The following is a 21,932-nucleotide window of genomic DNA, read 5'->3' as shown; positions in this document are numbered from 1 at the left end:
GATGCATACCTTATAGAACGTAGCGATCGCGGAAGGTTAACAGTGCCTTTTCAAAACAGCTAAACGGCGGGTGAACGATGCCCGCCCCAATCATGCCGATACCGGCGTCCTTATGGGCAATGGCGGTATTAATGACCGGCAGAATGCCGCTGCCCGCGACCTTCGTGATGTCGATGGCGGACGGGATGCCCATAAACGACAGCAGCGGAATGGTGACGTTCGGGTTTTCGCCGAGAGTGATTTCGCGCATCTGGCGGGAGAAATCGATGGCTTCCTCCACCGTGCCGCCCACCAGCGCCACGATTGCCGGGGCCGTCGCCATCGCAAAGCCGCCGATGCCGTAGGTTTCGGTAATCGCGCTGTCGCCGATATCCAGCCCGGAGTCTTCCGGCTTATAGCCCGCGAACATCGGGCCGATCACCTGCTGCGCCGGGCCGGTGAACCACTGCCCCGGCAGGCCGGAAACGCGCAGGCCGAACTCGTAGCCGTTGCGCGCCATGGTGGTGACGACGGTGCTGTACTCAATGCCGTGGGCGGTATCCAGCGCGGCCTTACACATTGCCATCCACGTCGGACCGGAGAAGTAGTCGCTGCTGGCGACAAACTCGAACACTTCACGCTGCTGCGTCACCGGATAGCCCGCCTGGATCAGCCCCGGCGTCAGCGCCTGGATAAGCAGCGTGGTGCCCGCGTTGTTGCGGTTGTGGCACTCGTCGCCCATGTGCAGCGCCTGGGCCAGCATCAGGCGCAGGTCGATTTCGCCGATAATCTTCATCGCGTCGCGCAGCATTGGGCCGAGCACGTCGCGCATCCAGTTCAGGCGGTCGATCACGCTCTGATCGTTGGCCCCCATGCGCAGGATCTTCGCCATCTGCTCGCTGAGGTTGGTGAAGGCGCGGTTGCCGTAGGTTTTGTTCTCAACGATGTGCATAAACATCGACGCGGAGGTGACGCCCGCCATAGAGCCCACACAGTCGTGCTCGTGGCACGGCGAGAAGGTGATGTCGCCTGAAGCCGCCAGCCTTGCGGCGTCCTCCAGATCCGTCGCCAGCCCTTCAAACACCAGCGCGCCGGTGACCGCGCCCTTCATCGCCCCACACATGTTTTCCCAGGTAACAGGCGGACCGGCATGCAGAATGGTGGTGCGAGTCATGCCCGGCACCACGTTGATGGCCTGGTCATAGCCCACCAGCACCGGATGGGACTGAATAATGCGCTCAAGGGCAATGTTGTTCGCGGCGGCAATTTTCTCCGCCAGCGGTTTTTCCGCCAGCCGGTCCAGCGCGTCCACCACCTGCATATTGCCCTGCCCCGGCGGCGTCCAGTCGAGCTGGGTCACGGGAACGTGCTGTTTTTTGAGGTCGTCGCTGAACATCGCAATCCCGACGTTAATCACGTTCAGCGGCTGGTTGAATAAGGTCGTCATTATGCTCTCTCCCCTTTGCAGACAAATTCGCGTGCCAGTAATCCGGTATTGGTGCTGCTGCTGGCCCAGATGACGCCTGCGTCGGTCAGCAGCTGGCACTGCTGGGCCAGCGACTGCGGATCCTGATCGGTGCCGAGCACGTAGCCGAGAATTTCCAGCGGACGGTTGTCGGCTTTCGCGATTGCCTGTGCCTCTTTGATCGCCTCGATCATCACCCCCACCGGATCCTCGTGTGCGCCAAAGCCCAGCACGAAGTCCATCACGATGACGCCCACCTGCGGATCGCGCGCCTCCTGTAGCAGGCGGCTGATGCGGTTGGTCGGGTCGATCATCGGGTGTGGTTTGCCGTTGGTGAAATCGTCGTCACCGAAATCAAGGAAGGTGTGGGCCTGGCTGACGCTGATGTCCTTCAGACGCCTGGCCGGATCCGGCTGGATGTTGCTGTAAACATCGTCAAACTTCTCCAGCGCGGCAAACATCGCTTCGTCGCACAGGGTGCCGCCGCAGAACAGGCCGCGAATGTACTTCTGCCGCGGCGTCAGGCGGGCGCGCACCTCTTCGATCAGCGGCCAGTTGAGGGGATGTAAATCCAGGGAGTCTTTTTTAATGCCGGTAAGCAGCACCGCTTTCAGGGCCGCCTCTTTGGTGCCACGAGCAAACTGCAAGCCGTCTTCATTGGCTGGTGGTTCGTTGCGGCCCAGGAAGCACACAACCACAGGTTTGCGGCAGGCGCGTGCCCGGGCCAGCACTTTCTCTGCCACCGCGGGTGCAGGCGGTTTGGAGATGAGCGCTATCACCCGGGTCGCGTCGTCCGCCTCCAGCATGTCGATGGCGTCGAGCATCATCAGGCCGCCAATCTTCTCGCTGAGATCGCGCCCGCCGGTGCCGATCAGCTGCGACACGCCGCCGCCGAACTCGTGAATGCGCACGCTCAGCTCCTGGCTACCGGTGCCGGAGGCGCCAACGATGCCAATTGGCCCGCGACGTACCGCGTTGGCAAAGCACAGCCCCGCGCCGTTGATAATGGCGGTGCCGCAGTCCGGCCCCATCATTAGCAATCCTTTGTCATGCGCCAGCTGCTTCAGCGCCAGCTCGTCGTCGAGCGACACATTATCGGAAAACAGCATCACGTTGAGATCGTTTTCCAGCGCCTGGCGCGCTTCGCGGGCGGCGAAGGTGCCGTTGACGGATATCACCGCAAGGTTGCTGTCCGGACGATGGGTTTTGGCGCTGGCAATCGTCGCGTAGCGTGCTTCATGGGAGCCAGCGCTCTCTTTACGCGTAAATAACGCTTCAATGGCGGCAAGGGTTTCCTCATTCGCCGCGTCGCCTTTAATAACGATCATCAGGTCGCCGTTTTTCGCGTCCGCTAATTCCGGCGTTAATAGCCCGAGGTTTTTTAATACCCCTTTGTTCATTTCCGTCGCCATCGCCACAAACGCCTGCTCGATGCCCGGCAATTTATTGGCTTTGGTGGAAACCGACATTAAGGAAACCGAATCGAAATACGTATTCTTTTTTATGACGATTTTGGTTGGCATTATTTTCACCTGTTTAAGATAAAAGGGGGCCGCCGTCGTGTTAAATGCACGTCGGTAACAATGCGTTTTTTGATTCACGGCCAGCCAGGGGAAGGCTGGCCGAATGCGCTATGCGCCTGCTGCCAGCAGCAGGTCTGCGATCGCGTTGAAGCCTTTTTCCCGCGCCAGTTCGAGCGGGGTTTTGCCGTATTTATCAGTCATGTGCGGATTCGCGCCGTGATCCAGCAGCAGCTTCACAATTTCCTGCTGCTTTGCGCCGCCGTCGTTTAACACGATGGCCTCAAGCAGCGGCGTCCAGCCGACAAAATTGGTGTGGTTGACGTTAATGTCGGTTTTTTCCAGCAGCTCGCGCACGATTTCAACGTGCCCTTTTTCACTGGCAGGGGTAATGCCCACGCCGCCAAAGCGCGTCAGACGGTCGAGATCCGGATCCGCCGGAAGGACAATGCGCAGCAGGGTTAAATCATTGGTCAGGCAGCCGATCAGGAAGGGGTTAAAACAGGTCTGGTCCTGTTTATCAATATCCGCCCCGGCGGAAATTAAAAATTCCACACAGGCGTAATGCTTTTTCAGGCTGGCAATAATAATGGCGGTTCTTTTCTGTCGGTTGGTCGCGTTAATATCCACGCCTTTTTCCAGGCAGGCTTTTAGCGCGTCGATATTACCCTCTTCTGCCGCCAGCAAAAATTCTGTAACCAGTGCAGTTGCAGACATATTCAGACTCCCTATGTTTCACTTCTGATGACCTGAGAATAGCAACAGCCTGGTCATAAAAGAATCCGCTTAAAAATGATTCATCGACACGCAATTCATTGTTGAGTTAAATTCAACAGTCCGGCAAAAACGTGCGTCTGTGCAACCTTTTTCTTATGGTTTACCGCTTTTACGCGCCTCGGGCTGCATTATCCTTATGAATGAAAAAGCCTTACACAGCGCGGCCCTACGTAAAAATCCAGAACTGTGACCGACATCAACTATGATGTAACGCCGGTGTTAAAATATGTTCAAAACTGATGGTAACCAGGAGCCATAATATGAATTCCATCTTTACCGAAGAGAATTTGCTGGCCTTCACCACCGCGGCACGCTTTGGCAGTTTTAGCAAAGCGGCTGCCGAGCTGGGCGTGACCACTTCCGCCATCAGTTACACCATCAAACGTATGGAGACCGGGCTGGACGTGGTGCTGTTTGTACGCAACACGCGCAGCATTGAGCTGACCGAATCCGGTTTTTATTTTTATCGTAAAGCGACCGACCTGCTGAATGACTTTCATGCCATCAAGCGCGGGATTGATACCATTTCGCAGGGTATTGAGACGCGGGTGCGCATCTGCATTAATCAGCTTTTGTATACGCCACGCCATACCGCGCGTTTGCTCCAGGTGCTGAAAAAACAGTTTCCTACCTGCCAAATCACGGTGACGACCGAGGTGTATAACGGCGTCTGGGATTCCATCATTAATAATCAGGCCAACATCGCCATTGGCGCGCCGGATACGCTGCTGGATGGCGGGGGCATCGATTACACCGAGATAGGCGCGATCCGCTGGGTATTTGCCATCGCGCCCACGCATCCGCTGGCGTTCGCCCCGGAGCCCATTTCCGAAAGTCAGCTGCGTCTGTATCCCAATATCATGGTTGAGGACACCGCGCATACCATCAACAAGAAGGTCGGCTGGCTGCTTCACGGTCAGGAGGCGATTCTGGTACCGGACTTTAACACCAAATGTCAGTGTCAGATCCTGGGGGAAGGTATTGGATTTTTACCGGAGTATATGACGCGTGAGGCGGTGGAGGACGGGCTGCTGGTAAAGCGGCGAATCAATAATCCGCGCCAGGACTCGCGCATGCTGCTTGCCACGCAGCATGCGGCGACCGGTCAGGTCACGCGCTGGATCAAACAGCAGTTTGGCCTCGAGGGCGCGCTGACCCGGATCTACAGTGATCTATTGTGGCGTACCTAGCTTTTCGTCTGAACCCAAAACGCGTGGATAAGACCCGGGAAGTAACCCAGGATGGTCAGAAGGATGTTCAGGATAAACGCCCAGCCCAGTCCCTTGCCAAGCAGCACGCCCAGCGGCGGGAGAATAATCGTAAAAACAACGCGCCAAAAACCCATAAATAACTCCGTGCAAGCTAACCAATTGAAAATTATAAAAGACACTTCTCTAAGCGTAGCCAGTTTACGGGTAACTGCCATTCGTCTCTCGCGCTTTTACCTGCCTTTACCCTCTTTACACTGGCTGAAACCCTGCCTTAAATGCTCTACTGTTCTGAAATTGACCGTAAGGAAACACAATGTCTCTTCCTCTTATTTCGCCGCAGCAGGCAAACGCGCTTATTGCTGAAGGCGCCAAACTTATCGATATTCGCGACCCCGACGAGTATGCCCGCGAGCATATTCCAGCGGCGCACTCCATTCCGCTGGATTCGTTACCCGGCGGGCTTAACGCAGCGCCGGGAGAAACGGTGATTTTCCACTGTCAGTCTGGCGCAAGAACCGCAAACAATGATGCTCGTCTTGCCCGGGCAGCGTCCCCTGCGAACGCCTTTGTGGTTGAGGGAGGCATTCAGGGCTGGAAGCAGGCCGGGCTGCTGACCGTTGAAGATAAATCGCAGCCGCTTCCGCTGATGCGTCAGGTGCAGATCGCCGCCGGGCTGCTGATTCTCTGCGGCGTGGTGCTGGGTTACAGCGTCTCCAGCGGCTTTTTCCTGCTAAGCGGTTTTGTGGGCGCCGGGCTGCTGTTCGCCGGAGTGACAGGTTTTTGCGGTATGGCGCGACTGCTGAAAGTGATGCCGTGGAACCGACGTACCTGATAAGGGGTATCTGAAAGATTAGGCTGTACCCCGCCCCGGACGTGGGCTATGGTGAAGATCGTGACAATGATGAGGAGGTGCTATGTTTTCTGTCGGTGATTATGTCCAACCGCGTCAGGGCGGTCCGAAACTGAAAGTGCTCGAAGTAAATGGTGAAAACATTGTGGCCGTGCAGGCCAGCAATGAGCAGGGCGAGAAATATCACCTGAAAGCGGCGGACGTAGTTCTGTACTCCGAAGAAGGTGACTTTGGCGTCTGCTAAGTCAATAATCGGGCGGAATACACCGCCCGAATAATCATCAGATCAGGAAATCATCCAGCGATTTACCGTTTGCCAGTGCGTTCGCAATTGGCTTTGGCGTACGTCCCTGACCGGTCCACGTTTTCTCTTCACCGTTCGCGTCGATGAAACGATATTTCGCCGCACGCGCTTTACGTTTTTTAGCCGGCTGGCCCGCATGAGCCAGTTCTCCGCCTAACAGATCGCTCGGGGAAATACCGTCTGCCTTCATCAGTTCCAGCAGAGCATTAATTTTATCCTGCTGTTCAGCGCGCTGGCGCTCTAATTCAGCCTGCTCGCTGCGTTTTTCTTCTGTGACAATCCGAACTTTTTCCAGCACTTCTTCCAGAACATCCATGGATAATTCACGCGCCAGCGCCCGGAGGGTACGGATATTATTAAGATTCTGTAACGTTAAAGCCATAATAATGAGAAACCTTTCTTCGTGTGTATAACATAAATCAAGCAACAGAATAATTGATTTTTGTTCTGATATCTACCCACTCTGTCGTTTTGACATTATTGTAAATGTTTTAGAATATCCCGTTAATATAACCCCGAATTACCTGTCAGTTTTAATGCGTAATATTCCGTCCTGCACCTGGTCAAAAATCCCTGTTTAAAGCCGTTCAAAAAACCGCCCGGCATCCTCCGAATAACAAACGTTATACGCTTGCTCAGATAAGCTAATAGTCTGATTTCGTTTAATAAAACGGTGGATGGGAAAGAAAATAACGACTCGCACAAAAAACAGCCAACTTTAGAGAATTTTATGGACAAAGCGTCCATAAATAAAAATTAATCACTACTTGTTAGTTAAAAGCCAGAGGGATACGCTATACACTCAAAACAAACCAACCTAAAGCACTAAACGCCGCAGGTAAAAACGCCACTTTTTTGTCCTGTTCGAGGAGTTCAGACATGTTCTCACCGCAGTCTCGCCTGCGCCATGCGGTAGCGGATACGTTCGCGATGGTCGTTTACTGTTCCGTCGTAAACATGCTGATTGAAATTTTCCTGTCCGGAATGACCTTTGAGCAGTCCCTCTCATCGCGCCTGGTGGCCATTCCGGTGAATATCATGATTGCCTGGCCGTACGGAATGTATCGCGATGCGGTGATGCGTTTCGCCCGGCGTATTAGCCCGGCAGGTTGGGTAAAAAACCTGGCGGACGTGCTGGCTTACGTGACGTTCCAGTCCCCGGTGTATGTGGTTATTTTGCTGACGGTGGGCGCAGACTGGCATCAAATCGCCGCCGCGGTAAGTTCAAATATCGTGGTATCTATGCTGATGGGTGCGGTGTACGGTTACTTCCTTGACTACTGCCGCCGCCTGTTTAAAGTCAGCCCTTATAGTCAGGCAAAAGCGTAAGATAAGGCGACTGGCTCATGCCAGTCGCTGAGTTATTGTACGTCGCCAAACAGCCCTTTCAGGAAACGCTCCAGCGCCATACGCGAGCTGAAACCGTGCGGAATACCATAATGTTCATGCGTCTCGCCGCCTAAATAGAGCGGAAATTGCTGATAATGATCGCAGGTTTTAATATCCGAGGCGGGCTCAGCAAATGACAGGCTTCTGTCTTTGAGTGTCGGGTGAATAATGAGAGCAGTACGCCCCATTCTTGCTTCACGGTTGACGTAAACATAATTCTCACCACGGCGATATCCGTACGCTTTTGATGTTACCTCATCCATGGTGAACCCTTCTTTTTCAAGAACGCGCGCCACCTCATCGGGTCGTAAATACATATCTTTTCCTCATTATCATACCTGCCGGGCAACCTTACAGTATTCAGCATTAGCAGGGCTTTCAGAATATTCCATAAACTGCCCGATAAGCCGTGACTCGCTTCAGATATTACATTTCTGGACTAAACTAAACGGGAACACAAATTATGGAGGATCGTATGTTTAACAGACCGAACCGAAACGATATTAACGACGACACCCAGGATATTCGTAACGATGTCAGCCAATTAGCGGACACGCTGGAAGCCGTATTGAAATCCTGGGGCTCTGACGCGAAGGACGAAGCAGATGCCGCGAAACGTAAGGCTCAGTCTCTGCTGCGTGAAACGCGAGCAAGGATGAATGGCCGCTCACGTACCACTCAGGCGGCCTGCGATATGGCAAGCTGCGCCACCACCTTCGTACGAGAGAAACCGCTGTGTACGTTGGGAACGGTCGCGGCAGTCGGGATTTTTGTCGGCGCCCTGCTTAGCCTGCGTAAGTAAGCACGCGTTTTCAGCCCCGGTAGCCTCAGGCGCCGGGGCTTTTCTTTGCCTGAAAGCCTGAAAAACCCGTGCAGTTCGCCCTGCCCCGCCAGGCTCATCATTGGGGCCTTATCAATCTGAATTTCCCATATCTTGTGTGGTTGAAAGTTATCTCAACTACATCTAGTATTCCCTTTAGCAAGACAGACACAACATGACGCGTTTACTCGCGCCGTTCTCTCATTCTAAATGGAAATACGAATCATGAGCATTATTATTTACACTCGTAACGATTGTGTTCAGTGCCACGCCACGAAACGGGCGATGGAGAGTCGCGGCGTGGCATTTGAGATGGTCAATATAGATCAGGTGCCTGACGCGGCAGACACCCTGCGGGCGCAAGGTTTCCGTCAGCTTCCGGTTGTGGTTGCCGGCGACACCAGCTGGTCTGGCTTTCGTCCGGACATGATCAACCGCCTTGCCGCTCAGGGCGTCAGTGCATGAGCAGGCTGGTCTACTTTTCCAGCAGCTCGGAAAACACGCTTCGGTTTATGGAGCGTCTCGGGCTGCCCGCGATTCGCATTCCGCTGAACGAGCGGGAGCGTATTCAGGTAGACGAACCCTACATTCTGGTAGTGCCCAGCTATGGCGGTGGCGGCGCCGCGGGGGCTGTGCCTCGTCAGGTGATCCGCTTTCTGAACGACCCCCATAACCGGCAGCTGATTCGCGGCGTGATCGCGGCAGGCAATCGCAACTTCGGCGAGGCCTTTGCCCGCGCCGGGGATGTCATCTCTCAAAAATGCGGCGTGCCGTATCTCTATCGTTTTGAACTGATGGGGACACAGCAGGACGTAGAGAACGTGCGTAAAGGAGTGAACGAATTTTGGCAACGACAACCGCAGAGCGCGTGATTCAGGCGACGCCGGATTACCATGCATTAAACGCCATGCTAAACCTCTATGACCGGGAGGGGCGCATTCAGTTTGGCAAAGATCGTGAGGCGGTGGACGCCTTTTTTGCCGCTCATGTACGCCCGAACAGCGTCGTCTTTGGCAGCCAGCAGGAACGTCTCGACTGGCTGGTAAAAGAGGGTTATTACGAAGAGCGCGTCCTGACCCGCTACGACCGCGCCTTCGCGGTGGCATTGTTTGAACGGGCGCACGCCAGCGGTTTTCGCTTCCAGACGTTTCTCGGCGCGTGGAAGTATTACACCAGCTACACCCTGAAAACCTTCGACGGCAAACGCTATTTAGAAAGCTTTGAAGATCGGGTGGTGATGGTAGCCCTGACGCTGGCGCAGGGCGATGAAGCTCTGGCCGAAAGGCTGACGGAGGAGATCCTCTCAGGCCGCTTCCAGCCTGCCACGCCAACCTTCCTTAACTGCGGCAAAGCCCAGCGCGGCGAGCTGGTCTCCTGCTTCCTGCTGCGTATTGAAGACAATATGGAGTCGATTGGCCGTGCGGTGAATTCGGCGCTACAGCTGTCGAAACGCGGCGGCGGCGTGGCATTTCTGCTTTCGAACCTGCGGGAAGCGGGCGCGCCGATCAAGCGCATCGAAAATCAGTCCTCCGGCGTCATCCCGGTGATGAAGATGCTGGAAGATGCTTTCTCATACGCTAACCAGCTCGGCGCACGTCAGGGCGCGGGCGCGGTTTATCTGCACGCGCATCATCCGGACATTCTGCGTTTTCTGGATACCAAACGTGAAAACGCCGACGAAAAGATCCGCATTAAAACCCTGTCGCTCGGCGTGGTGATCCCGGATATCACGTTTAAGCTGGCCAAAGAAAATGCCGACATGGCGCTTTTCTCGCCGTATGACGTCGAGCGTATCTACGGCAAAGCCTTTGGCGATGTGGCCATCAGCGAACTGTATGACGAACTGGTGGCGGACGAGCGCATTCGTAAGAAATACATTAACGCCCGCGACTTTTTCCAGACGCTGGCCGAAATTCAGTTTGAGTCCGGGTACCCGTACATCATGTACGAGGATACGGTGAACCGCGCCAACCCGATTGCCGGGCGCATCAACATGAGCAATCTGTGCTCGGAGATTTTGCAGGTCAACAGCGCGTCCAGTTACGACGAGAACCTCGACTACGCGGATATCGGCAAAGATATCTCCTGCAATCTCGGTTCGCTGAATATTGCCCACACCATGGATTCCCCCGATTTTGGCCGCACGGTAGAGACCGCCATTCGCGGGCTGACGGCGGTATCGGACATGAGCCACATCCGCAGCGTACCGTCCATTGAGGCGGGCAACGCCGCGTCGCATGCCATCGGCCTTGGGCAGATGAACCTGCACGGCTATCTGGCGCGGGAGGGTATCGCCTACGGCAGCCCGGAAGGGCTGGATTTCACCAACCTTTATTTCTATACCATCACCTGGCATGCGCTGCATACCTCGATGCTGCTGGCGCGCGAACGCAACCAGCGGTTCGCAGGCTTTGAGCAGTCCCGCTACGCCAGCGGAGAGTATTTCAGCCAGTATCTGGAAGGCGACTGGCAGCCGAAAACCGAAAAAGTACGCGCGCTTTTCGACCGCGCCGGCATCACCCTGCCGACGCGTGAGATGTGGCAACAGCTGCGTGAGGATGTGATGCACTACGGCATCTATAACCAGAACCTTCAGGCGGTTCCGCCAACCGGCTCCATTTCCTATATAAATCATGCCACGTCGAGCATCCATCCGATCGTGTCGAAGATTGAAATCCGCAAGGAAGGCAAAACCGGACGCGTCTACTACCCTGCCCCGTTTATGACTAACGAGAATCTGGCTCTGTACCAGGACGCCTATGAGATCGGCCCGGAAAAGATCATTGATACCTACGCCGAGGCGACCAGACATGTGGACCAGGGGCTGTCGCTGACGCTCTTCTTCCCGGACACCGCCACCACGCGGGATATCAATAAAGCGCAGATCTACGCCTGGAAGAGAGGCATCAAAACGCTGTACTACATTCGCCTGCGCCAGCTCGCGCTGGAAGGTACCGAAATTGAAGGCTGCGTGTCCTGCGCGCTGTAAGGAGAAAGGATGAAACTGTCACGCGTAAGTGCCGTTAACTGGAACAAAATTCAGGATGATAAAGACCTGGAGGTCTGGAACCGCCTGACCAGCAACTTCTGGCTGCCGGAAAAGGTGCCGCTCTCCAACGATATTCCGGCCTGGCAAACCCTGAGCCATGCCGAGCAGCAGCTGACAATCCGCGTCTTTACCGGCCTGACGCTGCTGGACACCATTCAGAATACCGTGGGTGCGCCCGCGCTGATGAGTGATGCGCTGACCCCGCACGAAGAGGCGGTAATGTCGAATATCAGCTTTATGGAGGCGGTCCATGCCCGCTCTTACAGCTCGATTTTCTCCACCCTGTGCCAGACCAGAGACGTGGACGCGGCCTACGCCTGGAGCGAAGAGAGCGCGTCATTGCAGCGCAAGGCAGATCTGGTGCTGGAATATTACCGGGCCGACGAGCCGCTGAAGAAGAAGATCGCCAGCGTGTTCCTGGAATCTTTTCTCTTCTATTCCGGCTTCTGGCTGCCCATGTACTGGTCGAGCCGGGGCAAGCTCACTAATACCGCCGATTTGATTCGCCTCATCATCCGCGATGAAGCGGTACACGGGTATTACATCGGCTATAAGTACCAGAAAGGACTGGAGAAAGTCACCCCGGAAAAACGCGAGGAACTCAAAGGTTTTGCCCTCGATTTACTGATGGATCTGTATGACAACGAGCTGAGCTATACCGAGGAGCTGTACGCCGGAACGGGCTGGGAAGAGGACGTAAAAGCCTTCCTCTGCTACAACGCCAACAAGGCGCTGATGAACCTGGGCTACGAAGCGTTATTCCCACCGGAAATGGCGGAAGTGAACCCGGCGATCCTCGCGGCGCTGTCGCCCAACGCCGATGAAAACCACGACTTCTTTTCCGGGTCCGGCTCGTCGTACGTGATGGGTAAAGCGGTGGAGACGCAAGACGAGGACTGGGATTTTTAATGAATGAATTAACGTTCATTAATTAACTCTACATTTCATTATTTTCAGCCGAATATTCCACTACGTACTACACTGTAATTTCTCCTTCATATTCGCCTGAATCACACCGATTCAGGCGAAATTCTCCCATGCAGTAGCAAAAAATTGAGAAAAATTCAAAGCGCCCTCAGCCCTTTATTCATGGGAAATTCAGCCGTTTCGCTTGCGGTAAAATTCCGACCTCAGGCAGGTCCAGGGTTGTCTCAGATTCTGAGTATGTTAGGGTAATGCCAGTTAACTATTTACCATGGTAATCATATCGACATAAACAAATAACAGGACACTCTCTATTGCATGGCAATTAAATTAGAAGTGAAAAATCTTTATAAAGTATTTGGCGAGCACCCGCAGCGTGCTTTCAAATATATTGAGAAAGGCCTTTCGAAAGAGCAAATTCTGGAAAAAACCGGGCTATCGCTTGGCGTTAAAGACGCCAGTCTGGCCATTGAAGAAGGCGAGATTTTTGTCATCATGGGATTATCCGGTTCGGGTAAATCCACTATGGTTCGCCTTCTCAATCGCCTGATTGAACCCACCCGCGGACAGGTGCTGATTGACGGCGTTGATATCGCCAGAATATCAGACGCGGAACTCCGCGAGGTGCGCAGAAAGAAAATTGCGATGGTGTTTCAGTCATTTGCACTGATGCCGCACATGACGGTACTCGATAATACCGCCTTTGGCATGGAGTTAGCCGGCACGCCCGCTCAGGAACGTCAGGAAAAAGCCCTTGATGCACTGCGTCAGGTCGGGCTGGAAAATTATGCTCATGCGTATCCGGATGAGCTCTCCGGCGGTATGCGTCAGCGCGTAGGATTAGCGCGCGCATTAGCGATTAATCCGGATATTTTATTAATGGACGAAGCCTTCTCGGCGCTCGATCCCTTAATTCGCACCGAGATGCAGGATGAGTTGGTAAAATTACAGGCCAAACATCAGCGCACCATTGTTTTTATTTCTCACGATCTGGATGAAGCCATGCGTATTGGCGACCGTATCGCCATTATGCAAAATGGTGAAGTGGTGCAGGTCGGCACACCGGATGAAATTCTCAATAATCCGGCGAATGATTATGTGCGCACCTTCTTCCGCGGTGTGGATATTAGCCACGTATTCAGTGCGAAAGATATTGCCCGTCGAACACCAAACGGCATTATTCGAAAAACGCCAGGTTTTGGTCCGCGCTCCGCGCTGAAGCTGTTGCAGGACGAAGACCGTGAATACGGTTATCTGGTTGAACGCGGCAATAAATTTGTAGGCGTTGTCTCCATCGACTCCCTGAAAACCGCCCTGAGCGAAAACCAGGGAATCGATGCGGCGTTGATTGACGCTCCGCTTGCCGTGGACGCCGAAACGCCGCTCAGCGAGTTGCTCTCTCACGTGGGTCAGGCGCCGTGCGCCGTGCCGGTTGTCGGTGAAGAACAACAGTACGTTGGCATCATCTCAAAACGGATGCTGCTACAGGCTTTAGATCGCGAGGGGACAAACAATGGCTGATCAATCAAACCCATGGGGCACCACTGAAGCAGCGGACAGCGCGGCGCAATCTGCCGATGCGTGGGGGTCGACGCCTGCGCCTGCCGATGGCGGCGGCGCGGCAGACTGGCTCAACAGCGCACCGGCGCCTGCCCCAGAGCATTTCAATATTATGGATCCGTTCCACAAGACGCTGATCCCGCTGGATAGCTGGGTAACGGAGGGGATCGACTGGGTCGTTACCCACTTCCGTCCGGTGTTCCAGGGGATCCGCATCCCGGTGGATTACATCCTGAACGGCTTCCAGCAGCTGATGCTGGGCATGCCCGCGCCGGTGGCGATTATCTTGTTCTCGCTGATCGCATGGCAGTTCGGCAGCGCGGGTATGGGGATCGCCACGCTGATCTCCCTGATTGCCATCGGCGCGATTGGCGCGTGGTCTCAGGCGATGATCACCCTGGCGCTGGTGCTGACCGCCCTGCTGTTCTGCGTGGCGATCGGCCTGCCGATGGGGATCTGGCTGGCGCGCAGCCCACGGGCCGCAAAAATTATCCGCCCGCTGCTGGATGCAATGCAGACCACGCCAGCGTTCGTTTACCTGGTGCCTATCGTGATGCTGTTCGGCATCGGTAACGTACCGGGGGTGGTCGTGACCATTATCTTTGCCCTGCCGCCGATTATTCGCCTGACCATTCTGGGCATTAACCAGGTGCCTGCGGATCTGATAGAGGCATCACGCTCGTTTGGCGCCAGCCCGCGTCAGATGCTGTTTAAGGTTCAGCTTCCGCTGGCGATGCCGACCATTATGGCAGGTGTTAACCAGACGCTGATGCTGGCGCTGTCGATGGTGGTGATCGCCTCAATGATTGCCGTTGGCGGGTTAGGTCAGATGGTACTGCGCGGCATTGGCCGTCTCGATATGGGGCTGGCGACCGTCGGCGGCGTCGGGATTGTGATCCTCGCCATCATTCTTGACCGCCTGACCCAGGCTGTCGGTCGTGATTCACGCAGTCGCGGCAACCGTCGCTGGTATACCACCGGCCCTGTCGGGTTACTCACCCGCCCATTCACAAAATAAGGAACAACGATGCGACATAACGTACTTTTTGCCACAGCGTTTGCGACCCTTGTCTCCACCAGCGCAGTTGCCGCTGACCTGCCGGGCAAAGGCATTACCGTGCAGCCGGTGCAGAGCACCATTTCGGAAGAGTCCTTCCAGACCCAGATTGTCAGCCGTGCGCTGGAGAAACTGGGCTATACGGTGAATACCGCCAGTGAAGTGGATTACAACGTGGGCTATACCTCTATTGCCTCCGGCGATGCCACCTTTACCGCCGTGAACTGGCAGCCGCTGCACGACGATATGTATGCCGCCGCAGGCGGTGACAAGAAATTCTACCGCGAAGGCATCTTTGTGACCGGCGCTGCACAGGGATATTTGATCGACAAGAAAACCGCCGATAAGTATCACATCACCAATATTGAACAGCTGAAAGATCCGAAGATCGCCAAACTCTTTGATACCAACGGTGACGGCAAAGCCGACATGATGGGCTGCTCGCCGGGCTGGGGCTGTGAAGCGGTGATTAACCACCAGAACAAAGCCTTCGATCTGGCGAAGACCGTCGACGTGAGCCACGGCAATTACTCTGCGATGATGGCTGACACCATCGCCCGCTTTAAAGAAGGCAAGCCGGTGATCTACTACACCTGGACGCCGTACTGGGTGAGCGACGTGCTGAAGCCGGGCAAAGACGTGGTGTGGTTGCAGGTGCCCTTCTCCTCCCTGCCGGGCGAGCAGAAAGATATCGACACCAAACTGCCAAACGGCATGAACTATGGCTTCCCGGTGAATACCATGCATATCGTGGCGAACAAAGCCTGGGCCGAGAAAAACCCGGCGGCGGCGAAGCTGTTCTCGGTAATGAAACTGCCGCTGGCAGACATTAACGCCCAGAACGCGATGATGCACGCGGGTAAATCATCCGAAGCTGATATCAAAGGCCACGTGGATGGCTGGATCAAAGCCCACCAGCAGCAGTTCGATGGCTGGGTGAAAGAGGCGCTTGAGGCGCAGAAGTAAAAATACTACCCCTCACCCTGCCCTCTCCCCTTTGGGGAGAGGGATAGGGTGAGGGGATCAAACCGCACCCAACCTAAACCGCACAATCCACCACGTAACAATCCCCCAACATTCACAATCATTGGTTATTATGTTTCCGGAAAAATAATCACTTAACTTACGATTCCTGAAACAAATGACAAAAACAACTCAAGGGCTTAGCCCCGCACTCATCCTTTTAATGTCCGTGGCAACGGGACTGGCCGTCGCCAGCAACTATTACGCGCAACCTCTGCTTGATACTATCGCGCGTGCTTTCGATCTTTCAGCCAGCTCCGCCGGCTTTATCGTCACCGCTGCGCAGCTCGGCTATGCGGCCGGGCTGCTGTTCCTGGTGCCATTAGGCGATATGTTTGAGCGCCGGATGCTTATCGTCTCCATGACGCTGCTGGCCGCAGGCGGGATGTTGATCACCGCCAGCAGCCAGTCGTTAACGATGATGATTATCGGTACCGCGCTGACGGGGCTGTTCTCGGTGGTGGCACAAATTCTGGTTCCCCTCGCGGCGACGCTGGCTTCCCCGGAAAAACGCGGCAAAGTGGTTGGCACTATTATGAGCGGCCTGCTGCTGGGCATCCTGCTGGCGCGAACCGTTGCCGGGCTGCTGGCGAGCCTCGGCGGCTGGCGCACCGTTTACTGGGTGGCAAGCGTGCTGATGGTTATCATGGCGCTGGCCCTGTGGCGCGGCCTGCCAAAGGTGAAGCAGGAGAATCACCTGAACTATCCGCAGCTCCTCGCCTCCGTTTTCAGCCTCTTCACCCGGGATAAACTCCTGCGCACACGCGCCGTTCTGGGGTGTCTCACCTTCGCCAACTTCAGCATCTTATGGACGTCGATGGCGTTTCTGCTCGCCGCGCCGCCGTTTAACTACTCAGAAGGCGTGATTGGCCTGTTCGGGCTGGCAGGCGCGGCTGGCGCACTGGGCGCGCGCCCGGCGGGTGGCCTGGCCGACAAAGGTAAATCTCATATGACCACCTCCGCAGGGCTGGTTTTACTCCTGCTCTCATGGGCGGCTATCTGGTACGGACACGTCTCAGTGCTGGCGCTAATTGTCGGTATTCTGGTACTCGACCTCACCGTGCAGGGCGTACATATCACCAACCAGACCGTGATTTACCGCGTGAAACCAGACGCCCGTAACCGTCTGACGGCCGGGTACATGACCAGCTACTTTATCGGCGGCGCGGCGGGCTCGCTAATCTCAGCCTCCGCCTGGCAGCATGCGGGCTGGACGGGCGTGTGCGCAATCGGCGCCGTCGTGGCGGCGATAAATCTGCTGGTATGGTGGCGCGGCTATCACCGCCAGGAAGCAATTCACTAAGTTTTACATTGCTTTGGGCCCCCTGGGGTGTAAAGGGGGCCTGCATCTGTTAAGGTAACGGTAATCATTTATCCCAGAAATTTTACTGTGGGTGACATATTTACTACCGGCATGAATAGTTCAGACCCCAGTCCTCACATCCCCTCTTTCGCGGGTACACACCCCACACTTTCTGTGCTCACCGGGTCACGGATTTACCCGGCGCTTTCTGATGGTGACATACGTTTGGCGGATATAACCGCACAAATAATTCATTTACATTATTTGTCACTATCGTTACTATATCGGCTGTAATTAATGAGGTTATGCCCAAAATGGATAGTTCGTTTACGCCCATTGAACAAATGCTTAAGTTCCGCGCCAGTCGTCATGAGGACTTCCCGTATCAGGAGATCCTGCTGACCCGCCTGTGCATGCACATGCAGGGTAAGCTGCTGGAAAATCGTAACAAGATGCTGAAAGCGCAAGGGATTAACGAGACGTTGTTTATGGCGTTGATTACGCTTGAGTCTCAGGAAAACCACAGCATTCAGCCGTCTGAACTGAGCTGCGCGCTGGGTTCATCCCGTACCAATGCAACCCGTATTGCTGATGAGTTGGAGAAGCGCGGCTGGATAGAGCGCCGTGAGAGCGATAACGATCGCCGCTGCCTGCATCTGCAACTGACCGAGAAAGGTCACGAATTCCTGCGCGAAGTGCTGCCACCGCAGCATAACTGCCTGCACCAGCTTTGGTCTGCCCTCAGCACCGCCGAGCGCGACCAGCTTGAGCACATTACTCGCAAGCTGCTCACCCGTCTGGACCAGATGGATGAAGATGGCGTCATTCTTGAGGCGCTGCGCTAACGCGACGATCCGCTCAACATTCCAGATTGCAAAAGAAAAACTGACAGGCCAGCACGTGAAACTGCTGGCCTTTCTGACAACAGGTCGGCTCAGCCGATGTGAAAATAAAAAGATCGTGGAGAACAACAATGAGCGCAAATGCGGAGAACACCCCCCCGCAGCAACCGGTCAACAAGAAGGGCAAACGTAAGAGCGCCCTTATTCTGCTGACCTTGCTCTTTATTATTATTGCCGTGGCATATGGGATCTATTGGTTTTTAGTCTTGCGTCATGTTGAAGAGACAGACGATGCATACGTGGCAGGGAATCAGGTTCAAATCATGGCCCAGGTGTCAGGCAGCGTGACGAAAGTCTGGGCTGACAACACCGACTTTGTGAAAAAAGGGGATGTGCTGGTCACGCTTGATCCGACCGACGCCCAACAGGCGTTTGAAAAAGCACAGACGGCGCTGGCCTCCAGCGTTCGCCAGACCCGCCAGCTGATGATCAACAGCAAACAGCTTCAGGCCAATATCGACGTGCAGAAAACGGCCCTGGCCCAGGCGCAGAGCGACCTCAAGCGTCGTGTTCCTCTCGGCACCGCCAACCTGATTGGCCGTGAAGAGTTGCAGCACGCACGCGATGCGGTGGCAAGCGCACAGGCGCAGCTGGACGTGGCGATCCAACAGTACAACGCCAACCAGGCGATGGTGCTGGGCACCTCTCTGGAAAACCAGCCAGCGGTGAAACAGGCGGCGACCGAAGTGCGTAACGCATGGCTTGCCCTGCAACGTACCAAAATCGTCAGCCCGATGACCGGTTACGTTTCCCGTCGTTCCGTGCAGCCGGGTGCGCAAATTAGCACCACCACGCCGCTGATGGCGGTCGTTCCGGCGAACAACCTATGGGTGGACGCGAACTTCAAAGAGACCCAGCTGGCGCATATGCGTATCGGCCAGACCGCAACCGTGGTCAGCGATATCTACGGCGATGACGTGAAGTACACCGGTAAAGTGGTCGGTCTGGACATGGGGACCGGCAGCGCGTTCAGCCTGCTGCCTGCACAGAACGCCACCGGCAACTGGATCAAAGTGGTACAGCGCTTGCCTGTGCGTATCGAGCTGGATCCTAAGCAGCTGGCAGACCATCCGCTGCGAATTGGCCTTTCCACGCTGGTGACGGTCGATACCGCCAACCGCGACGGTCAGATCCTCGCAAGCCAGGTGCGCAGCACGCCAGCTTATGAAAGTAACGCCCGTGAAATTAGCCTCGATCCGGTCAATAAGCTGATCGATGACATCGTGAAGGCAAACGCCGGTTAAGCCGAAGGTGAGCGTTATGCAACAGCAAAAGCCGCAAAAACCGCTTGAGGGGGCGCAGCTGGTCATTATGACCATTGCGCTGTCGCTGGCGACATTCATGCAGGTGCTGGACTCCACCATCGCAAACGTGGCGATCCCTACGATCGCCGGGAACCTTGGCTCATCGCTGAGCCAGGGGACCTGGGTCATTACCTCGTTCGGGGTGGCGAACGCCATCTCTATTCCCATCACCGGCTGGCTGGCGAAGCGCGTCGGTGAAGTGAAGCTGTTCCTCTGGTCGACGATCCTGTTCGTGCTGGCCTCCTGGGCTTGCGGCATGTCCAGCAGCCTGACGATGCTGATTTTCTTCCGCGTCATCCAGGGGATTGTCGCCGGGCCGTTGATTCCGCTGTCGCAGAGTTTGCTGCTGAACAACTATCCGCCCGCCAAGCGCTCCATCGCGCTCGCGCTGTGGTCGATGACGGTGATTGTCGCCCCAATTTGCGGGCCAATCCTCGGCGGCTATATCAGCGATAATTATCACTGGGGCTGGATCTTCTTCATCAACGTACCCATCGGTGCGCTGGTGGTGCTGATGACGCTACAGTCTCTGCGTGGTCGCGAAACGCGGACCGAACAGCGGCGGATCGATGGCATCGGGCTGGCACTGCTGGTTGTCGGCATCGGCAGCCTGCAAATCATGCTCGACCGCGGCAAAGAGCTGGACTGGTTCGCCTCTACGGAAATCATCGTGCTGACGGTGGTCGCCGTGGTTGCCATTAGCTTCCTGATTGTCTGGGAGCTGACGGACGAAAATCCGATAGTCGACCTCTCGCTGTTTAAATCGCGAAACTTCACCATCGGCTGCCTCTGTATCAGCCTCGCCTATATGCTCTACTTCGGCGCGATTGTTCTGCTGCCGCAGCTGTTGCAGGAGGTGTACGGCTATACCGCAACCTGGGCGGGGCTGGCCTCCGCGCCGGTGGGGTTAATTCCGGTTCTGCTGTCGCCGATTATTGGCCGTTTCGCCCATAAGCTCGACATGCGCAGGCTGGTGACGTTCAGCTTCATCATGTACGCCGTGTGCTTCTACTGGCGCGCGTATACGTTTGAACCGGGAATGGACTTTGGCGCCTCCGCGTGGCCGCAGTTTATTCAGGGCTTTGCTGTGGCGTGCTTCTTTATGCCACTGACCACCATTACGCTTTCGGGCTTGCCGCCTGAGCGGATGGCGGCGGCATCGAGCCTGTCGAACTTCACCCGTACGCTGGCGGGCTCCATCGGGACATCGATCACCACCACGCTGTGGACCAACCGGGAAGCGATGCACCATGCCCAACTGACCGAAGCGGTGAACCCGTTCAACCCTAACGCTCAGCAGATGTATAGCCAGCTTGAGGGGATGGGGATGACGGAGCAGCAGGCGTCCGGCTGGCTTGCCCAGCAGATCACCAACCAGGGGCTGATTATCTCGGCAAACGAGATTTTCTGGATATCGGCGGGGATCTTCATCGTCCTGCTGGGGCTGGTGTGGTTTGCCAAACCACCGTTTGGTGCCGGTAGCGGGGGCGGTGGAGCACACTAGCCCTGTGCACGGGTTGCCCGGTGGCGCTACGCTTACCGGGCCTACGAACGTAGGCCGGATAAGGCGTAGCCGCCATCCGGCAAAACACCGCACCGTGTCCAAAACGCGACAGCGATTGTCAGTTCCGATAAAGCAGCGCGCCTGAAATTGATTCACGAGAGTGAAAAGACAACAGGAGCGTACCATGCTGAACACACCCGCGCCACGCGCTGGCTCTCGACAGACTTACGTCGAAGTGAGCTCGCCGAACGTCTATCTCGACCAGATCGAATATTTCTGCCACCACTTCAGCCGCCGCAGCGACGTCTGTATCAGCGTGCATCCGCAAAACAATCGCGATACCGGCGTCGCCAGCGCGGAGCTGGCCGTGGTTGTCGTCATCAGTATTGTAGGCCCGGTCAGCGAAGCGCCACCGGGCATCCACAGGCACGATACTAAATGTGCAGTTCCTGAAGTTTTTCTTTTGGCAGGGCCAGCTCGTCGTTGCTGTTTACACGAACATCACGTTCGATGATATGACGGGCAATCTCCTGAGCTTCTTCCAGAGAGTGCATCTGGTAAGTGCCGCACTGGTAAACGTTCAGCTCAGGGATCTGGTTCTGCTCTTTCACCTTCAGCACGTCTTCCATCGCCGCTTTCCACGCATCCGCGACGCGTTTCTCATCAGGCTGACCAATCAGGCTCATGTAGAAACCGGTGCGGCAGCCCATCGGAGAGATATCGATGATCTCCACGCCGTTGCCGTTCAGGTGGTCGCGCATGAATCCGGCGAAAAGGTGTTCCAGCGTGTGAATGCCTTTCTCTGGCATCACTTCTTTATTCGGCACGCAGAAGCGCAGGTCGAAAACGGTGATCGTGTCGCCGTGCGGCGTGTTCATGGTCTTCGCCACGCGGACTGCTGGTGCTTCCATACGGGTATGGTCGACAGTAAAGCTATCTAATAACGGCATACGTCACCTCCGATAGTGATTTTTTTTAAAATAAACTGAAC

23 protein-coding genes and 1 pseudogene are annotated in these 21,932 nt (G+C 55.6%); 17 read left to right on the top strand and 7 right to left on the bottom strand.

The features are described 5' to 3' along the window. Nucleotides 1-10: 10 nt before the first annotated feature. From AC4OVS_RS05255 to AC4OVS_RS05245, 3 genes are all read right to left on the bottom strand, one after another. Entirely contained in the window at nt 11-1,426 is a 1,416-nt protein-coding gene (locus AC4OVS_RS05255; protein WP_491922227.1) for a YlbE family protein, read from the bottom strand. Then, the gene (gene fdrA, locus AC4OVS_RS05250) at nt 1,426-2,967 is read right to left on the bottom strand and encodes an acyl-CoA synthetase FdrA (protein ID WP_045622879.1); all 1,542 of its coding nucleotides are present in this window, start codon (nt 2,965-2,967) and stop codon (nt 1,426-1,428) included. Before fdrA ends, AC4OVS_RS05255 begins: the two co-directional genes overlap by 1 nt. A 108-nt stretch (nt 2,968-3,075) precedes the next feature. Beyond that, nucleotides 3,076-3,681 (bottom strand): ankyrin repeat domain-containing protein, encoded by a 606-nt coding sequence (locus AC4OVS_RS05245; RefSeq protein ID WP_032625916.1) that lies wholly within the window; start codon nt 3,679-3,681, stop codon nt 3,076-3,078. Nucleotides 3,682-4,001: 320 nt separating this feature from the next. Between AC4OVS_RS05245 and AC4OVS_RS05240 the strand changes: the two genes are divergently transcribed. Next, on the top strand, nt 4,002-4,931 hold the full coding sequence (locus AC4OVS_RS05240) for a LysR substrate-binding domain-containing protein (RefSeq protein WP_491922226.1): 930 nt from the start codon (nt 4,002-4,004) through the stop codon (nt 4,929-4,931). Here the strand turns inward: AC4OVS_RS05240 and AC4OVS_RS05235 are convergent. Continuing rightward, nucleotides 4,928-5,086 carry a YqaE/Pmp3 family membrane protein gene (locus tag AC4OVS_RS05235; protein WP_003862203.1) on the bottom strand — a complete coding sequence of 53 codons (159 nt, stop codon included), beginning with the start codon at nt 5,084-5,086 and terminating at the stop codon, nt 4,928-4,930. The two genes, AC4OVS_RS05240 and AC4OVS_RS05235, sit on opposite strands and share 4 nt — an antisense overlap. Nucleotides 5,087-5,265: 179 nt before the next feature. Between AC4OVS_RS05235 and AC4OVS_RS05230 the strand changes: the two genes are divergently transcribed. Beyond that, entirely contained in the window at nt 5,266-5,784 is a 519-nt protein-coding gene (locus AC4OVS_RS05230) for a rhodanese family protein (RefSeq protein WP_022649125.1), read from the top strand. Nucleotides 5,785-5,866: 82 nt separating this feature from the next. Further along, entirely contained in the window at nt 5,867-6,046 is a 180-nt protein-coding gene (locus AC4OVS_RS05225) for a YodC family protein (protein WP_006811690.1), read from the top strand. 37 nt (nt 6,047-6,083) lie between these two features. Here AC4OVS_RS05225 and stpA read toward each other — a convergent pair whose 3' ends face one another. After that, nucleotides 6,084-6,488 (bottom strand): DNA-binding protein StpA, encoded by a 405-nt coding sequence (gene stpA, locus AC4OVS_RS05220; protein ID WP_022649126.1) that lies wholly within the window; start codon nt 6,486-6,488, stop codon nt 6,084-6,086. 497 nt (nt 6,489-6,985) lie between these two features. On the opposite strand from stpA, the gene alaE reads away from it, so the two are divergent. Beyond that, nucleotides 6,986-7,435 carry an L-alanine exporter AlaE gene (gene alaE, locus AC4OVS_RS05215; RefSeq protein ID WP_022649127.1) on the top strand — a complete coding sequence of 150 codons (450 nt, stop codon included), beginning with the start codon at nt 6,986-6,988 and terminating at the stop codon, nt 7,433-7,435. 32 nt (nt 7,436-7,467) lie between these two features. On the opposite strand, the gene AC4OVS_RS05210 is transcribed toward alaE, so the two are convergent. Continuing rightward, nucleotides 7,468-7,812, bottom strand: coding sequence for a DUF2002 family protein (locus AC4OVS_RS05210; RefSeq protein ID WP_006811693.1), 345 nt, complete (start codon nt 7,810-7,812; stop codon nt 7,468-7,470). 158 nt (nt 7,813-7,970) lie between these two features. On the opposite strand from AC4OVS_RS05210, the gene AC4OVS_RS05205 reads away from it, so the two are divergent. The 13 genes and pseudogenes from AC4OVS_RS05205 to AC4OVS_RS05145 form a co-directional block, all read left to right on the top strand. Continuing rightward, nucleotides 7,971-8,297: an ElaB/YgaM/YqjD family protein gene (locus tag AC4OVS_RS05205; protein ID WP_017382769.1), complete on the top strand. Its 327-nt coding sequence runs from the start codon at nt 7,971-7,973 to the stop codon at nt 8,295-8,297. Between the two features lie 243 nt (nt 8,298-8,540). Then, entirely contained in the window at nt 8,541-8,780 is a 240-nt protein-coding gene (gene nrdH, locus AC4OVS_RS05200) for a glutaredoxin-like protein NrdH (RefSeq protein WP_017382770.1), read from the top strand. Continuing rightward, nucleotides 8,777-9,187, top strand: a complete 411-nt coding sequence (nrdI, locus tag AC4OVS_RS05195; protein WP_126315115.1) for a class Ib ribonucleoside-diphosphate reductase assembly flavoprotein NrdI — start codon at nt 8,777-8,779, stop codon at nt 9,185-9,187. Before nrdH ends, nrdI begins: the two co-directional genes overlap by 4 nt. Next, on the top strand, nt 9,160-11,304 hold the full coding sequence (gene nrdE, locus AC4OVS_RS05190) for a class 1b ribonucleoside-diphosphate reductase subunit alpha (protein ID WP_023306802.1): 2,145 nt from the start codon (nt 9,160-9,162) through the stop codon (nt 11,302-11,304). The genes nrdI and nrdE overlap by 28 nt, the downstream gene beginning before the upstream one ends. A 9-nt stretch (nt 11,305-11,313) precedes the next feature. Further along, nucleotides 11,314-12,273 carry a class 1b ribonucleoside-diphosphate reductase subunit beta gene (gene nrdF, locus AC4OVS_RS05185; protein ID WP_022649130.1) on the top strand — a complete coding sequence of 320 codons (960 nt, stop codon included), beginning with the start codon at nt 11,314-11,316 and terminating at the stop codon, nt 12,271-12,273. A 333-nt stretch (nt 12,274-12,606) separates the two neighbouring features. After that, nucleotides 12,607-13,809 carry a glycine betaine/L-proline ABC transporter ATP-binding protein ProV gene (gene proV, locus AC4OVS_RS05180; protein ID WP_022649131.1) on the top strand — a complete coding sequence of 401 codons (1,203 nt, stop codon included), beginning with the start codon at nt 12,607-12,609 and terminating at the stop codon, nt 13,807-13,809. Continuing rightward, a complete protein-coding gene (proW, locus tag AC4OVS_RS05175) occupies nt 13,802-14,866 on the top strand; it encodes a glycine betaine/L-proline ABC transporter permease ProW (protein ID WP_022649132.1) in 1,065 nt (354 codons plus the stop codon). Before proV ends, proW begins: the two co-directional genes overlap by 8 nt. Before the next feature lie 9 nt (nt 14,867-14,875). Further along, nucleotides 14,876-15,871, top strand: a complete 996-nt coding sequence (gene proX / locus AC4OVS_RS05170) for a glycine betaine/L-proline ABC transporter substrate-binding protein ProX (RefSeq protein ID WP_491922225.1) — start codon at nt 14,876-14,878, stop codon at nt 15,869-15,871. Nucleotides 15,872-16,046: 175 nt separating this feature from the next. Beyond that, nucleotides 16,047-17,231, top strand: coding sequence for an MFS transporter (locus tag AC4OVS_RS05165; protein WP_126502712.1), 1,185 nt, complete (start codon nt 16,047-16,049; stop codon nt 17,229-17,231). A 314-nt stretch (nt 17,232-17,545) separates the two neighbouring features. Next, nucleotides 17,546-18,076 (top strand): multidrug efflux transporter EmrAB transcriptional repressor EmrR, encoded by a 531-nt coding sequence (emrR, locus tag AC4OVS_RS05160; RefSeq protein ID WP_017694792.1) that lies wholly within the window; start codon nt 17,546-17,548, stop codon nt 18,074-18,076. A gap of 128 nt (nt 18,077-18,204) precedes the next feature. Continuing rightward, a complete protein-coding gene (emrA, locus tag AC4OVS_RS05155; RefSeq protein WP_022649133.1) occupies nt 18,205-19,377 on the top strand; it encodes a multidrug efflux MFS transporter periplasmic adaptor subunit EmrA in 1,173 nt (390 codons plus the stop codon). Between the two features lie 16 nt (nt 19,378-19,393). After that, on the top strand, nt 19,394-20,941 hold the full coding sequence (gene emrB / locus AC4OVS_RS05150; protein WP_022649134.1) for a multidrug efflux MFS transporter permease subunit EmrB: 1,548 nt from the start codon (nt 19,394-19,396) through the stop codon (nt 20,939-20,941). A 229-nt stretch (nt 20,942-21,170) separates the two neighbouring features. Then, a pseudogene (locus AC4OVS_RS05145) lies at nt 21,171-21,314 on the top strand (hypothetical protein); the annotation flags it as partial. A 61-nt stretch (nt 21,315-21,375) separates the two neighbouring features. Here AC4OVS_RS05145 and luxS read toward each other — a convergent pair. Then, entirely contained in the window at nt 21,376-21,891 is a 516-nt protein-coding gene (luxS, locus tag AC4OVS_RS05140) for an S-ribosylhomocysteine lyase (protein ID WP_017382778.1), read from the bottom strand. Between the last annotated feature and the right edge of the window lie 41 nt (nt 21,892-21,932).

The sequence above is a fragment of the Enterobacter sp. 4974935 genome (assembly GCF_058661735.1).
The sequence above is the reverse complement of the archived record's forward strand: the minus strand, read 5'-3'. Positions and strand labels throughout refer to the sequence as shown.